This window comes from Paenibacillus sp. 11B, assembly GCF_030487755.1.
Classification (GTDB): domain Bacteria; phylum Bacillota; class Bacilli; order Paenibacillales; family Paenibacillaceae; genus Paenibacillus; species Paenibacillus vandeheii.
In genome coordinates this window covers 294,298-308,573 of record NZ_JAUKNS010000008.1, presented here as the reverse complement: position 1 = coordinate 308,573, position 14,276 = coordinate 294,298, and the positions used below count along the sequence as shown (strand labels likewise).

Sequence of the window (14,276 nt, the reverse complement as noted above, 5' to 3'; positions counted from 1 at the left end):
GTATTTATGGATGGTGTTTAATTATATAATAGTTTGGTTCATTATTATTTTTTTAAAAGACTTACAATAGGGAGAACCACAATGAAGAAAATACTAAGTAAAACAGGCACATCAACAGTATGTATCATCCTACTTATCACAATCATTACAACTATAGTGTGTTGGAATGAACTTGGGAGTTTGGTAAGGACAGGGAATTATGATAATACGGATAATATGGTGGAAACCATAATGGCCAAATCAGCGACTCCAGGGGTGGCTATGGTAGTATCAGAGCAGGGCAAGACAGAATATAGGAATTACGGATATGCAGATGTTAATAATAAGAAGAGGGTAACTGAAGAGTCATTATTTGAGTTGGGATCGACTACAAAGGCATTTTCGGCTTTGGCCGTTATTCTATTAGAAAATGAGGGCTACTTATCTCTTTCAGATTCTACTACAGATTATATTCCATCGTTTGAGCCAACTATTAAGGGTGAGAAAGTTAATATTACGATTCATCAATTGTTAGCTCATACAAGTGGAATTCCACCGTGGAGTATTCGGTTAATTCCTGAAGGTACCACGGAGGATATGCTTGAAAAAACGATACATAATGTGTCAGACATTGCATTAGATACGTATCCTGGGACAGCATATAATTATGCTACAGTTAATTATGATATTTTAGCGATGATTATTGAAAAAGTTACAGGCAAACGTTATCAGGATTACATGACTGAAAACATACTGGTTCCTTTAGGGATGACTGATAGTTATTTTTCAACAGGTCAGGAAAAGGAATCTGATAAACTTACTAAAGGATATCGTGTATTTTTTGGAAGAGGCTTAGAATATGATGCCCCTAGATATTATGGGAATATCGCTGCAGGATATTTGGTAACGAATTCAAAAGACTTAGAACGCTGGATTAATGCCCAAATGGGGATAGGCGATATGCCAGATAATTTATTAAAAGCGATACAACAATCTCATCAAGTCGACATCAAAACGGCGGGATACGAAGATGAAAATCAATACTATTCATTCGGATGGAGTATTGATACGAAAAATAGAGTTGTTAGTCATAATGGATCTAATCCTAATTACTCCTCACAGGTTCTTATTGATTTAGAAAAGCAGCAGGCCATATTTGTTCTGGCTAATTTGAATTCAACTGCACCATCGCTAATTGCTAATAACATTTATGAGAATATGAATGGAAATCATATGAATAAATTTAATTATGATGACGTGTATCTATTAATTGATTTGGTATTTTCATTCTTAGTAATAATAGCCGTCGTTATCTTATGTGTACAAGCAATTAAACTCGTTAGAGGAATAAAACTAAATATTAAAGTTGAAAAGACAAGGTTCAGAAAAATGACAGGAAGTAGTATCGAACTAATCTTAAGCATTATGCTTTTGGTATTGGTAATGATCTTGCCTTATCTATTAGACAATAATTATTTAATGATAAAGGTGTGGATGTCGTATTCAATGTTTATTTGGATGGGGCTTACTTCTATCAATTGTATTTTATCGATAATAATTAATATTAAAAAAATCGGAATTATTAGAAGCAGTTTATAAAAAAAATATGAGGTGAAATGTGAAAATCACATACGATTGTTTGTCTGATCTTGATTTCTCAAATCTTTAAAGAAGAATAGGTATATTTCGAAGAAGGCGCTGAAATCCGATAACAGAGCATTCCTACAGCGGGCATTCGCCCTTGATCGCTAAAAAGGATTTCCAAGGAGATTATTCAAGCGATACATTCAACCAGCTAAGTCTGACGACACGTTTCCTACGGTCACTTAAGCTGCTTGAACGTCAGGAATGCCAAACGTTAGACGAAATGACCAGAAGGGAGGAAATTCAAACTATGAATATGTTAATTTTATATCTGTAAAATAGTATGTTTAATCAGCTGCAGCACTTAGTTTGAAAGAAAAAGGGGCGAAGAAACCTCATGACAAATAGAATACTCATCATAGATGATGATATGGAATTGTGCTCATTAATAAAAAAATGCGTATCACATGTAAACATAGAAACCGATATGGCATTTAACGGCCAAACGGGATTACTTCAAATCATGAATGAAAACGACTCGTATTCCCTAATTATTTTAGATGTGATGTTACCTAATATGGACGGCTTTCAAGTATTATCAGAAATAAGAAAATATAGTAATGTGCCCGTACTTATGCTGACGGCTAAAGCAAGTGAGCCGGATAAGGTAACAGGTCTTAGCCTTGGAGCAGATGACTATTTAACAAAACCATTCAGTATCAATGAACTTATTGCTAGAGTGCAATCTTTGATTAGAAGATATACTACTTTTAATTCTGGGGATTCCGTGAGCATCCTTACCTTTAAAGGAATTGTAATTGATAAAGAAATAAGAACTGTTCATGTTGAAGACAAGCTAATTGATTTAACAGGCAAAGAATTTGATTTATTAGTATTTTTAGCTTCGAATAAAGGTCGTGTATTTACGAAGAAACAAATCTATACACAAGTTTGGAAAGATGATTATTCTTTTGATGACAATAATATTATGTCCTTTATAAGTAAATTGAGAAAAAAAATAGAACCCAATTCAGAACAGCCATTTTATATTTTAACGGTACACGGAGTAGGTTATCGTTTTAATAAGGAGGCTTAATTATGGAATGGATCTATATTCTACTTATGGCTCTAGCTTTTTGTATTATTGTTATCGTTTATTTGGTAACAAAACTGTATAAGGTTTCTGAACAACTTTCAATTATTGAAGATTCTTTAGTCGATATAAAAAAAGGAAATTGGAATCGTCGTATTTTGGTAAATGAAAATGATATCACCAAAACAATTTGTTATTTCATAAATGATATAGCAATGAATAGTCAAACTCAACTCGTACAGTTAAAGCAATCCGAACAGGCTTATAAGCGACTTATGACGAGTTTATCTCATGATGTAAGAACACCCTTAACTTCTTTAGTTGGCTATTTAGAAGCAATTCAAGAGAAGTTTGTTACAGGCAAAGAAAAAGAAGAATATCTTGAAATCGCTTTGAGTAAAGCACATCACTTGAAGGGTTTTGTTGAAGTTTTATTTGATTGGGTTAAACTTGACGCAAAAGAGCAAGTGTTTAAACTCGAAGAACATGATATAAACGAATTTACTCGTGATATATTGATAAATTGGATACCAACCTTTGAGGAAGAGCATTTTCAATACAATATTGATATTTCTGACAAAGAATGCTTCATCCGATTAGATCCAAATGCTTATATAAGAATTATTAATAATTTAATTCAAAATGCTATTGCACATAGTGAGGGAACTAAAATTGATCTAAAAATAAGCGGAAATGAACAAAACATTATCGTTCAGGTTAGTGATAATGGGAAAGGGATATCTACTCATGACCTGCCACATATATTTGATAGATTGTATCAAAGTGATGAATCACGTTCGACTAACGGAAATGGTTTAGGGCTTGCTATTGCTAGAGAACTTGTTTATCTGCATAAAGGAACAATCAATGCTCAAAATTTACTATCTGGTGGTACAACATTTATAGTCAAACTTCCAAGAGCTCTCTAATTTTTGAGGGCTTTTTTGTTAGCAAGAAACAAACAAGATTTCGGCAAGATTTTGGCAAGATATGTTTGATAAAATGTAAATAAAGGAGGTATTCATATGACAAACTATACCATAGAAACTAAACAACTTACTAAAATCTATAAGGATCAGAAAGCTGTAAATAATGTAAATATCCATGTGAAAAAAGGACGTATTTACGGTTTACTCGGTCGTAATGGCGCCGGTAAAACCACAATTATGAAAATGATCTTAGGGTTAACGTCTACCTCTTCCGGTGAGGTAGACGTATTTGGTAAGAACATTAAAGGTAGAGAAAAGCAGGTATATCCCAGAATTGGAGCGATTATTGAAACGCCTGGATTCTATCCAAACTTAACTGGAACAGAAAATTTGAACATTTTTGCAAAACTGCGTGGTACATCTGCTCCTAACGCTGTAAAGAACGCACTGGAAATTGTAGGATTACCGTATAAGGATAAGAAGTTGTTTGGTGAGTATTCTCTCGGTATGAAACAACGTCTGGGTATAGCTAATGCTATTTTGCATGACCCTGAACTATTAATTTTAGATGAACCTACAAACGGCCTGGACCCTATAGGTATAGCAGAAGTCAGGGATTTCATTAAGAATTTAAGCGTTGAACGTGGGAAAACAATTCTTATTTCCAGCCATATTCTTTCGGAAATCTCATTGCTTGCGGATGATATTGGAATTATCGACAATGGTGTTCTGTTAGAAGAAAATAGTATGGAGGAACTTAAACGAAAAAATGGTAAGTACATTCTACTTGAAGTTTCTGATGCTGCTAAAGCTAGCTTGATCTTGGAACGTCAATTCGATTTGAAAAGTTATTCTGTGAAAGACGATCATACCTTGCAAATCTATGATAATTCTCTGGATATGGCATCTGTTAATAAGGCACTAATATTGGGAGATGTGTCGGTTATTAGTTCTCAGCTTTGTAATGACACTTTAGAGGACTATTTTAGGAAAATTACGGGAGGAGATGGCATTGCTTAAACTTATTCAAATAGAATTTCTTAAGTTACGACGTAGAACATTTGTGTGGATTATGATGTTTTCAGCTCTCATCATGCCATTCCTAGCGTACCTATTATTCAAATATGCGTGGGATACAGGTGGTGACCCTGTACAGTTTTATAAATGGTCAGCGTTCGGACTTACACTTTTTATTATCTTACCTGTTGTTTTAGGAATATTAAGCACAATGCTAATGTACAATGAAAATCAATACGATATGCTTAAACAACTTTGGATTGTGCCTGTCAGCAAAATGAGATATTTTTTTAGCAAATTTTTTGTGGTTTTGATTTATTCTGTTTGCTTCATGTTAGTTACAGCTGTAGGTACCGTTATATTTAGCATACTTCTCGGAGATATCGCATTTGATTGGCAAAACGTTTTGTTCTTGATAAGGAAGTGTTTGGAGATTGGTGTTATTACAGCTTTTGCAATGCTGCCGATTTTGGCAATTGCTACAACGCAAAACGGATATATTCTTCCAGTTGCTATAACACTAGTTTATGCTTTCCTTGGTTCTATTATAGTTTCGATAAATATGTATATACATCCGTTATCCAGCATGGCAGTGATCGTTGCTCGAAACGGAGATATTCCAGGACTAAACTATACACAGGTAATTAGCATCCCTATGGCATTTCTTAGCATTTTTATTTGGGGGATTGTATCCGTACTCCTTGCAAACGTTGCATTAGCAAGAAAGTGAGGTGTTAATAATGCGAGCATTACTTTGGGCGGAACATCAAAAGATTCGCCGGTTAAGTTTTGTTTGGATTGCAATTTTTGCGACGGTTATGGTAGCAGTTATTGTTTTTTTATCCGGCTTAACAGACAATGACGGTATTCGAGATATAGATACTACAGGTTGGTATATGGCTGTGGCTCAACCACTGGCAACATTTTTCGTTCTTCCAGCGGTAATTGCTCTTTTAGGTAGTTACATGATCTGCCGTGAAGAACAGGAGCATACAATTGATTCACTTCGACTTATCCCTGTGAATGAAGCAAAGTTGACAATTGCAAAAATGATTATAACCCTCGTATATAGTATCGTTTTTTACTTGTTACTCTTTTTTATAACATTTTTCACTGAAGCAGCTTTACATTTTTCTGATTTATCCTTAGGGTTAGTCATGAATTTTTTGAAAGCTTATTTATTGGATGGTATATGTATATTTCTTGCAATATCACCTATTATTGCTTTGGTGTCATACATGAAAAAAGGATACTGGATCGCGTTAGTTATCACTGAATTTTATTCTTTTATTGGATTATTTGCGAGTACGTCAAATACCCTAAAAGCTTTATATCCTATTACAGCTGTATTTACCATATCTGGCTACTATGAAGCATCGACAATTCAGGTCATGCTTAGTTGCATTAGTTTACTATTTTGCGTAGGACTTGCCGCAGTAACACTTGCAGGCATGAACAAATGCAAATGAAATAGGGCATCTATTTGCCAAACCTCCAAAAAATTCTTTCCGACAATATGAGAAGTGAAGGTTATAAGAATGCTTGTTTAAGAGCTAAAGAACATATTAAAGATAGATTTCTTTAAAGCCCCCTGATCCAATTGGACACTCGAAGCCACCTCAGATACACAAAATGAAATGAGTCTGCAAGATGGATTTCGAAGAGGCATTTATGCAGACAACTCTTTTGGGATTCGTAAATACAGGAACGAGAAGAAGTTCAGTGAGAATTTAATTAAAGAATCATGTACTAAATAAATTAATAACACAAAGAAAAAAATGTATCAAAGCGTGAAATAAAAATGAAAGTGACAATAAGAAATGCAAGTAGTGTTAAGCAGAAAAGCAGACTCTCATTAAGCCTCTCGGGTTTATAAACATGACGGATTGTAATATGAAGTGCGACACCTACTGGAAATAAAAAAAATGGCCCATAGCCTGGATCTATGCAGGTCGTCTATTGAAAGGTGCTTTGCATGTACTCCGACACAAGGGTAAGCGTCAGAAACCTGCGGAAACACGCCGTAAGTTTGCGGTAGGCAGACCCATTTCACAGCGTCCGAAGGATCCTGCTGCAGCTTTTCAAACTGCTACAACAGACCGTGGCAAGGAATTTGCCTGCTACGCGAACTTGGAGGAAACGCACGACGTACATATCTATTTTGCAGACCCTTACTCTTCCTGGCAACGAGGTTCAAATGAGAATGCAAACGGCTTACTTTGTGAGTTTTTTTCCCAAGGGCACAGACTTTACTCAAATATTAGATGCAGCATTGGAGCGTTCGCTTCATTTAATCAACCATCGCCCTCGGAAATGTCTGGGCTGGAAAACCGCTCACGAATCTTTCACAGAGGAACTGTCGCACTTGGTTTGACAATCTATCACATAAAAACGGTAGGTGAAATTAATGCAAATAAGATGAAGATGGATAAGATTTACAATTTAATCCGGTTCGAGGAAACAAAACAACTGGTGGCGTATGCAGGATCTGTAAGTATCAAAAACCCGACATAAATTGCGGGTTTTTGATACTTTATTGTTGGGAGATGAAAGGCGCTACCCAGTAAATTCCTGGACCCATGTGTTGTTATAATAAGCAATACCGATATGAGTATAACTATTATTCAGTATATTTGCTTTGTGGCCAGGGCTATTCATCCACTCCTTCATAACCTGGGTAGGGGTGGTTTGCCCTTTTGCGATGTTTTCTCCAGCGGTATTATATGTGATCCCGTATTCCTTCATCATATCGAAGGGGGATCCATGTGTTGGCGAATTATGATCAAAGTAACTGTGGTTGTACATGTCCTGTGCCTTGACCATAGCCACATTTGACAATTCTTCATTCCTACTCAAGGAACTTAATCCTGTTTTGGCCCTTTCTTGATTGACTAGATCCAGAACCTGCTGCTCAAAATCGGTTTTATCCGTAGTATTTTTTTTACCTTCCTGTACTTGTCCTGTTGGCTCCTTTTTTTCAGGATTTCCTGAAGGTGCCTGGTTTACTGGATTTCCATCCGGTGTTCGAATCATATCCAACAAATCCAATGGAATTCCATTTTGGGCTTCTTTTGTTGTAATAGATCTCTCTTGCCAAGATGTAGCTGTTGATGATGCCTGTGTGAGGACAGAGTTTGGTGCAGTAGCATGATCATGAATTGAAATTTGTTTTTGCTCAGGAGTCACTTGTTTTTGCATCATATTGTTATGGGACGAACAGCCTGCCACCAATAATAATATTGTTAAAACGAAAAACTTTGCCATTTGCCAACCTCCTAGATCCGTTAGTTATTGAAGTTCCCGGATTTATGTTTTCCTGTATGCCATTTACTTATTCCTAATATTTTATCCAGTACTTTTTTATGATCGATACCATTTAGATAGCCTTGTCTTTTTTTGTGTCTCGAGGAAAGCAAAGCGTGTTGCGAATGGTTATGGATAAAGAAGGCCATATCGGGTCATAAATGCATCACGGGATGAATGTTATCTATTTCAATGGGATTCCTGATGATTGGAGTATTTCGATGGATAATTGGGAGAATCTATTCAAACTAATTTCACTCATTCATTATTGCCGCGAGATACAGTGTACTTTTCGAAGTCCTGCTTAACTAAACGCCCCCGTTGGCGGTATAGACAATTTTATAGAATATAAACCATATGCTGCATCATATAAAACAAGCTGAAAGCGAGTATTTGATAATTCCATGAAGTCAGAAACTGCGTTTAACAAAGTATTCAAGCTGCGGGGCTATCGCCCCTTGATTGACAGATGTATAATCATGGAAGAAATCTCAGTCAACAAACGCCCCAGCCTAAGATAAGAGCTATCTAAGGCCGAGCGTTTCGTGAATACAAGAAAATTATGAGAAATCATCGTAAATAAATTACAAGATAGGAACTGTATAATGCTACTCATTATATACAGTTATGGCTAAGTGCTTGAGATATTCGTTTTAACTAATCCTATGAGGTGGTTATATTATGCAAATAAGAAAAGCAACGATTAATGATGCAGAAGGCATTGCAAAAGTTCATGTGGATAGTTGGAGAACAACTTACAAAGGTATTATTCCAGATGAATTCTTATATAATCTTTCATATAAAAAAAGAACTGAATTATGGATCAAAAATATTGAAAGAGAAGATAATTTTGTAGTTATAGCAGAAAACCCAGAAGGAGAAATTATTGGATTTGCAGATTCTTGGAAGAGAGAAACAAATATAGTAGCCAATTCTAGTGATTTAACATCTATATACATACTTAAGGAATATCACGGAAGAGGTTTAGGGAAAGAATTACTTAAACAACTGTTTCTACAATTTAAATTTTTAGGCTATCAAAAGATATTTGTTGAAGTTCTAGAAGATAATAAGACACGATATTTCTATGAACATTATGGAGCTAAATTATGTAAATCAATTCAAATAATAATCGGGGGAAAAGTTCTAAATGAATTAATTTATGAATGGGATAACATTGATGAGGTTTTAGCGAAATTATAAGTTTATTAAACTTTAATTGAAATAAAACCACATTTAATAATATTCTTGTATTTCATTGGAGTCGATGACATCTCATAACATTATATTCACGCATCGAGCATACGCCCTTGGTCCGGCAGAAGTATTTCAGGGAAGCAGAGGCTACCGGACACACACTTGGCATACGCCAAGCGTCGTGAATGCGGGAACGTTAGCCGAAAGAAGTTCTTAGTGTAGGAGGAGTCTATATGATATTAGAAAAAGTTATAAATAGAATTGTAATACAAAGTGAATATAAGGATTTTGTTGATAAGTATATAGATCATATACTTGCCGAATTTAAAGATAAGATTCATAGCATTTATATGTGTGGCTCGATTCCAAAAGGAACTGCTAAACCTTTTAAGTCAGATGCAGACTTTACTATTGTATGTGCAAATCCCAAAGATATTGATTACGAAAGATTGTCAAATATTAAAGACAGGCTTTTGGAAGAATATCCAGTAGTAACTAAGATTGATACGATAATTTGCTCGATTGACGATGTATTAAGTAAACCAAATGAGTGGGGTTTTTGGGTTAAGATCATTTGTGTTTGCCTATATGGTCATGACGTTGGTGAAAAAGTACCACCGATAATTATTTCTCCAGAGTTTATTTTAGACTTAAATACAGAGACCAAGGAGGAAGTAGATCGTATACATCGTTTACTTTCTAATGCTAGTGATCACACAATGAAAACTAGATATATTAAAGGTTACTCTAAGAGATTAATTCGTGCATTATACTCTTTGGTTTTAGAAGATACAGGGGTATGGCAAGATGACATTATTAAGATGAAGAATGCCATATTAAACTATTGTGAGATTGACTCCGCTTTAGTTGATTATCTGTATGCTTGTTACTTGGATAGTAATGTACTTGTTGAAGAGTTTCTGGGAATTGCAGATAAAGTATATAGCTATTTTGAGAACGCCTTAAATACAATGGCTGCCTCCAGAAATTCCCTCGGCTAACATCATATTGACGATCCGGGTCACTCTGAGAAGCGAGTGACCACATCCAGCCCCCTAAGCCCGTCGGGAAGTCACTGCATTAGGTGTTCGGCAAGCCTCACAACTATAAGCAGCGACTCTAAGGGGCCAGGACGTCGTCAATACAAAACGTTATCTGAGATAAACCTATTACATTTTAGGAGCAAATAATGAATATCACTTTCTCGAAATGGGTGCAATATTATCGAAGAAATAATCAAAACCTCAAATATATTCATTGGGATGACAACTATAAATTAACAACTAATGAAAGAGAAATAATCATTAAGTCAATTCAACAGTTTCAATTAGGAGAAAAATCTGAAGGTAAACATCTAATTAAACGTGCGCAAGAATATGTACATCAGACACAAGATCAGGATTACTATGAAGCACTTATAGAATTCATTAAAGAAGAACAAAGGCACGCTAGAGATCTAGGCAGATTTATGAAGGTACAAGGAATCCCACTCCTTCGTAGACATTGGGTGGACAATGTATTTAGAAGATTACGTCGATATGCGAGTCTAGAACAATCAGTCATTGTTCTATTAACTGCTGAGATCATTGCTAAGTTGTACTATAAAGCCTTGCAAAAATCTACAAAGTCAGAAGTATTAATAGATTTATGTAATCAGATTTTAAGTGATGAGGAGAAACATGTTCAGTTTCAATCCGAAACACTTCATAAATTTGCTCAAAATAGAAGCGTTCTCTTTAACAGAATAGTTTATATCCTTCGTAGAATCCTTTTTGAAGGAACGCTAATTATAGTGTGGTATCAACATAAGCCTGTATTTAAAGCTGGGGGATATAAACTCAAAAGTTATTACCATGAATGCCGTCATGAGTTTAACTTAACAAAGAAGATTATAGCTAATTCACAGTAGAGGTTTACGTCAGATAACATTATATCCAAGCTTCGGGTCCTGACGCTCCCTCGGTCAGCCCGAAGGGAATTGGCAGGGAAGTGGAATCAGGCGGACACATCCGCACCGACTAACCGCATCGCGGCCGCCTCTAACGTGGCTTAAGTCGGTGGGACATCGTGGATACAGTAACGTTATATGTAATAGCCGCAAAGAAATAATAAAAAAATTTAAATTACTTTGGAGGTAAGTGAGATGGAGAGCAAAAAAATTGATAGTAAAGAATTCCCGATATTGGAATTTGATGAATCGCGAGTTGCAATAATTGAGGCAACTAATTTTATCAATCCAAAAGAAGAATTTAAATACTGTGTCATAACATTTTTTAGAGATGTAATTGAAAAAATGAAAACGGAGGGAAAGTTGAAAGAAGTTGCAAGTCTACATTGCGAGACTGTAGATTTGCCAATATATGAAACATATTATCAAGGGAAAAAAGTACATATTACTTTGGGGTATTTAGGAGCTGCAGGTTCAGCAGGATTCTTAGAAGAACTGATAGCCTATGGTTTTCAGAAATTTATAGTTTGTGGTGGTGCAGGTGTATTAAAAAAAGACATTGCTGTTGGACATGTAATAGTACCCGTTTCTGCAGTGAGAGATGAAGGAGTATCATACCATTACATTAAGCCATCAAGAGAAATTGAATGTAATCTAGAGGTATTAAAAATTATTGAGGACGATTTTAATATACATAATATCAAGTATATAAAGGCCAAAACTTGGACGACAGATTCATTTTATAGAGAGACTAAAGAAAAGGTTGAGTTGCGGAAAGCAGAAGGGTGTGTAACTGTAGAAATGGAAGCAGCAGCATTTATGGCTGTTTCACAATTTAGAAATGTAAAATTAGGTATTATCTTGTATGGCGGTGATGATTTAAGTGGTGTCGAATGGGATAGTCGAAGTTGGAATAGCAGATCAGAAATAAGAATAAACCTTGTTCAAATATCAATGCGGATATGCAGTTCTTTTTAACTGGAATAGATTTAATCCATTTATTAATGCATTTATAAAAAGGGAAATACTAAATAGACAACCAAGAGTTAAATGTAAATATGACAACATAAATAAATTATGCGAAATCGAAGAAGGCGGCTACAACATATAACACTGTATTCGCGCTGTGGCCCCAAAAGGGGCCTTGGTTGCCAGAGGCATTTCGGGGAATTGGATTCAGGTAACACACCCGCACCACCTAAGCGCGGTCGCGCTCAGTCGGGAACCGGCTTCGCATATGGTTCCGAGCTCCTTTAAAGTGGTGGGGCGTCGGGAATACAACAACGTTATCAGAAATTACAATTATAAAAAATCGAGGTGTGAATTTGTGAAAGTAAAATTAATATTTGTGAGTACAGCAATGATATTTTTTCTATTATTAATAGGATGTTCTGAAAAACAAATTGCAATAGATCAAATAATTGGTGAATGGAAAGTAACAAGCGAACAGGTTAATCTAGAAAAATTCACTTCGACACATGGAATGATTAGAATATATGAAGGTTTAAGAATTGCAGAGCATTTTGAAGAGGATAACGTAATAACAATACTTGGAGACGGATCAATTGAATTTCCAACAATTACAGGTGGTTATGAGTTGGATTATCAAGATGGACACAATTATATATCAATAATTGGTGATAGTTCTGAATCGGTCCACCCAGTCTATGTTAATGATGATACCCTTCAAATTAATACATATATCTTAAAGAGAATTAAATAATTGAAGAAAATGAAAGTAATTCAAGGTAGTTTTCACTTCTGATAAACATAGTATTCACGCAGCGGCTACGCCTTGGTCACTGTAATGCTTTTGTCAGGGTAGTGAATTCATGTGACAACTTGCTGCGCAAGTTCATGAATACCTGAACGTTATCAGAAAGACTATGAAGGAGGAATAGAATGAAGCTTTTTCATGGAGAAGAAGCCTTAATTCAAGAAATTGATTTTTTACAACCTTCGATATCTACGCCCCTAGGGACCATTGAATTTTTACTTTCTGTCTCCAGCAAGTCTTATCTTTCAACGCAATGTTTTCGGCTTAAACATGGTGGATCATTATACCAATATGGCTACGATTTATTTGATTGCGAGTTAGTGATCTGCAAACCGAAGCTCGATCTTGCTTCACATCTGACAGCAGAGGAATGTTGGGGAGCCGTATTTAGAATCAAACCGAATAAAAATCACCAGATCGATACGTGTAGTTTTTCTGCTTATTGGCGGGAGGGATATAGCTGGAAAGATTACGGATCTAATACCGGGGAAGATCTTGAAGCTATTGAGTATGAGAACGAGAAATACCGATTACATTTAGGAACCCAGGACGGCCCCTTATTAATGGCAAGACGAAACCAAGGCGATAGGATTCCTAAATCTCTAGCTTTGAATTCTGATTTTGAGAAGTATGGTTTTATTATAAATTCGGATAAAGGTATTGAAGTTCCTATGACACGAATTCAATCTCATGAGACATGCCAAGTACATTTTTTAACAGCTTGGAATCGAAAGATAGAAGAAGATGTTTCTACATGGCTAGCGGTAGATCTGCCTTCGAAGCAAATATTAGAGGGAGAAGGACTTTTGTAAGTATTTTCGAAGAGGTCATAGTCCATCTGATAACATAATATTCACGATGCGGACATTCGTCCTGGATCCAGAATGCGCCGGACACTCAACATACGCTGAGTCGTGAATACAGGAACGTTATAGGAAATCAGCAACATATAAAGAGGATCAACTACACCTTACATACTTTCGACGGGAAGTGATTGAGTGAATAAAGATATTCTACTTGAATGGGATAGCAAGTATAATGCGGTGAAACGTACGAAAGAACATTATTGGAAGACATATAGGAAGTGGCGTGATGAAAATAAAGGTGACTATCACAATACTTTTATGGGCAAATTATATGATGAATTAATAACTCTTGAAGAGCGGGCCATATACCTAAAATATAGTTTTAACACAACAGAAGCTGTGGTATTTTGCTCGATTAATATATTCTACGTAGAAGACATATAGGAACCTATGATATAGAGTTCTTTTTGAACGGTGAGATCGCTGATGAGTATCTGGATTTTGGAGATGTGTTACTTAAAGATCGGATTACTAAAGTAAAGCATAGTTTGAAAATTGCAAGAAACGCTCTAAAACTAGGATTTGAAGCATCAGACATTTCGAAAATCACAGAAATCTCACTTGAACATATAGAAATATTAAA

The 14,276-nt window shown here is 35.6% G+C and carries 14 protein-coding genes and 1 pseudogene; 14 read left to right on the top strand and 1 reads right to left on the bottom strand.

Going from position 1 to position 14,276, the window contains the following annotated elements; genetic code table 11:
- The first annotated feature begins 81 nt into the window (after positions 1 to 81).
- From Q0V21_RS28885 to Q0V21_RS28855, 7 genes and pseudogenes are all read left to right on the top strand, one after another.
- Positions 82 to 1,578, top strand: coding sequence for a serine hydrolase domain-containing protein (locus tag Q0V21_RS28885; protein ID WP_301881803.1), 1,497 nt, complete (start codon positions 82 to 84; stop codon positions 1,576 to 1,578).
- 382 nt (positions 1,579 to 1,960) lie between these two features.
- On the top strand, positions 1,961 to 2,659 hold the full coding sequence (locus Q0V21_RS28880; protein WP_301881802.1) for a response regulator transcription factor: 699 nt from the start codon (positions 1,961 to 1,963) through the stop codon (positions 2,657 to 2,659).
- A gap of 2 nt (positions 2,660 to 2,661) precedes the next feature.
- Positions 2,662 to 3,585 (top strand): sensor histidine kinase, encoded by a 924-nt coding sequence (locus Q0V21_RS28875; RefSeq protein ID WP_079346659.1) that lies wholly within the window; start codon positions 2,662 to 2,664, stop codon positions 3,583 to 3,585.
- A gap of 96 nt (positions 3,586 to 3,681) precedes the next feature.
- Complete coding sequence (locus tag Q0V21_RS28870; RefSeq protein ID WP_079346657.1) at positions 3,682 to 4,605, top strand: ABC transporter ATP-binding protein; 924 nt, start codon at positions 3,682 to 3,684, stop codon at positions 4,603 to 4,605.
- Positions 4,592 to 5,332, top strand: coding sequence for an ABC transporter permease (locus tag Q0V21_RS28865; protein WP_301881801.1), 741 nt, complete (start codon positions 4,592 to 4,594; stop codon positions 5,330 to 5,332). The genes Q0V21_RS28870 and Q0V21_RS28865 overlap by 14 nt, the downstream gene beginning before the upstream one ends.
- A 10-nt stretch (positions 5,333 to 5,342) precedes the next feature.
- Positions 5,343 to 6,071, top strand: a complete 729-nt coding sequence (locus tag Q0V21_RS28860; RefSeq protein ID WP_301881800.1) for an ABC transporter permease — start codon at positions 5,343 to 5,345, stop codon at positions 6,069 to 6,071.
- Between the two features lie 469 nt (positions 6,072 to 6,540).
- Positions 6,541 to 6,976: pseudogene (locus tag Q0V21_RS28855) on the top strand (IS30 family transposase); the annotation flags it as partial.
- A gap of 182 nt (positions 6,977 to 7,158) precedes the next feature.
- On the opposite strand, the gene Q0V21_RS28850 reads toward Q0V21_RS28855, so the two are convergent.
- Positions 7,159 to 7,866: a CAP domain-containing protein gene (locus Q0V21_RS28850; RefSeq protein WP_079346650.1), complete on the bottom strand. Its 708-nt coding sequence runs from the start codon at positions 7,864 to 7,866 to the stop codon at positions 7,159 to 7,161.
- Positions 7,867 to 8,586: 720 nt separating this feature from the next.
- On the opposite strand from Q0V21_RS28850, the gene Q0V21_RS28845 reads away from it, so the two are divergent.
- The 7 genes from Q0V21_RS28845 (at position 8,587) to Q0V21_RS28815 (ending at position 14,077) form a co-directional block, all read left to right on the top strand.
- Positions 8,587 to 9,108, top strand: a complete 522-nt coding sequence (locus tag Q0V21_RS28845) for a GNAT family N-acetyltransferase (RefSeq protein WP_024634496.1) — start codon at positions 8,587 to 8,589, stop codon at positions 9,106 to 9,108.
- Between the two features lie 227 nt (positions 9,109 to 9,335).
- On the top strand, positions 9,336 to 10,103 hold the full coding sequence (locus Q0V21_RS28840) for a nucleotidyltransferase domain-containing protein (RefSeq protein WP_024634523.1): 768 nt from the start codon (positions 9,336 to 9,338) through the stop codon (positions 10,101 to 10,103).
- Between the two features lie 188 nt (positions 10,104 to 10,291).
- The gene (locus Q0V21_RS28835; protein ID WP_024634522.1) at positions 10,292 to 11,011 is read left to right on the top strand and encodes a ferritin-like domain-containing protein; all 720 of its coding nucleotides are present in this window, start codon (positions 10,292 to 10,294) and stop codon (positions 11,009 to 11,011) included.
- A gap of 234 nt (positions 11,012 to 11,245) precedes the next feature.
- Complete coding sequence (locus Q0V21_RS28830) at positions 11,246 to 12,028, top strand: nucleoside phosphorylase (RefSeq protein WP_029881540.1); 783 nt, start codon at positions 11,246 to 11,248, stop codon at positions 12,026 to 12,028.
- Between the two features lie 349 nt (positions 12,029 to 12,377).
- Positions 12,378 to 12,773, top strand: a complete 396-nt coding sequence (locus Q0V21_RS28825) for a hypothetical protein (RefSeq protein WP_301881798.1) — start codon at positions 12,378 to 12,380, stop codon at positions 12,771 to 12,773.
- Between the two features lie 179 nt (positions 12,774 to 12,952).
- Positions 12,953 to 13,639 (top strand): hypothetical protein, encoded by a 687-nt coding sequence (locus Q0V21_RS28820; protein WP_301881797.1) that lies wholly within the window; start codon positions 12,953 to 12,955, stop codon positions 13,637 to 13,639.
- A 186-nt stretch (positions 13,640 to 13,825) separates the two neighbouring features.
- Positions 13,826 to 14,077, top strand: a complete 252-nt coding sequence (locus Q0V21_RS28815) for a hypothetical protein (RefSeq protein WP_301881796.1) — start codon at positions 13,826 to 13,828, stop codon at positions 14,075 to 14,077.
- Positions 14,078 to 14,276: the final 199 nt, after the last annotated feature.

Bases quoted from the DNA above. Each gene is read 5' to 3' on its own strand.
- Q0V21_RS28840 (WP_024634523.1), top strand. From the start codon at position 9,336: ATGATATTAGAAAAAGTTATAAATAGAATTGTAATACAAAGTGAATAT.
- Q0V21_RS28845 (WP_024634496.1), top strand. From the start codon at position 8,587: ATGCAAATAAGAAAAGCAACGATTAATGATGCAGAAGGCATTGCAAAA.
- Q0V21_RS28820 (WP_301881797.1), top strand. From the start codon at position 12,953: ATGAAGCTTTTTCATGGAGAAGAAGCCTTAATTCAAGAAATTGATTTT.
- Q0V21_RS28875 (WP_079346659.1), top strand. From the start codon at position 2,662: ATGGAATGGATCTATATTCTACTTATGGCTCTAGCTTTTTGTATTATT.
- Q0V21_RS28880 (WP_301881802.1), top strand. From the start codon at position 1,961: ATGACAAATAGAATACTCATCATAGATGATGATATGGAATTGTGCTCA.
- Q0V21_RS28865 (WP_301881801.1), top strand. From the start codon at position 4,592: ATGGCATTGCTTAAACTTATTCAAATAGAATTTCTTAAGTTACGACGT.
- Q0V21_RS28885 (WP_301881803.1), top strand. From the start codon at position 82: ATGAAGAAAATACTAAGTAAAACAGGCACATCAACAGTATGTATCATC.
- Q0V21_RS28850 (WP_079346650.1), bottom strand. From the start codon at position 7,866: ATGGCAAAGTTTTTCGTTTTAACAATATTATTATTGGTGGCAGGCTGT.
- Q0V21_RS28860 (WP_301881800.1), top strand. From the start codon at position 5,343: ATGCGAGCATTACTTTGGGCGGAACATCAAAAGATTCGCCGGTTAAGT.
- Q0V21_RS28835 (WP_024634522.1), top strand. From the start codon at position 10,292: ATGAATATCACTTTCTCGAAATGGGTGCAATATTATCGAAGAAATAAT.
- Q0V21_RS28870 (WP_079346657.1), top strand. From the start codon at position 3,682: ATGACAAACTATACCATAGAAACTAAACAACTTACTAAAATCTATAAG.
- Q0V21_RS28830 (WP_029881540.1), top strand. From the start codon at position 11,246: ATGGAGAGCAAAAAAATTGATAGTAAAGAATTCCCGATATTGGAATTT.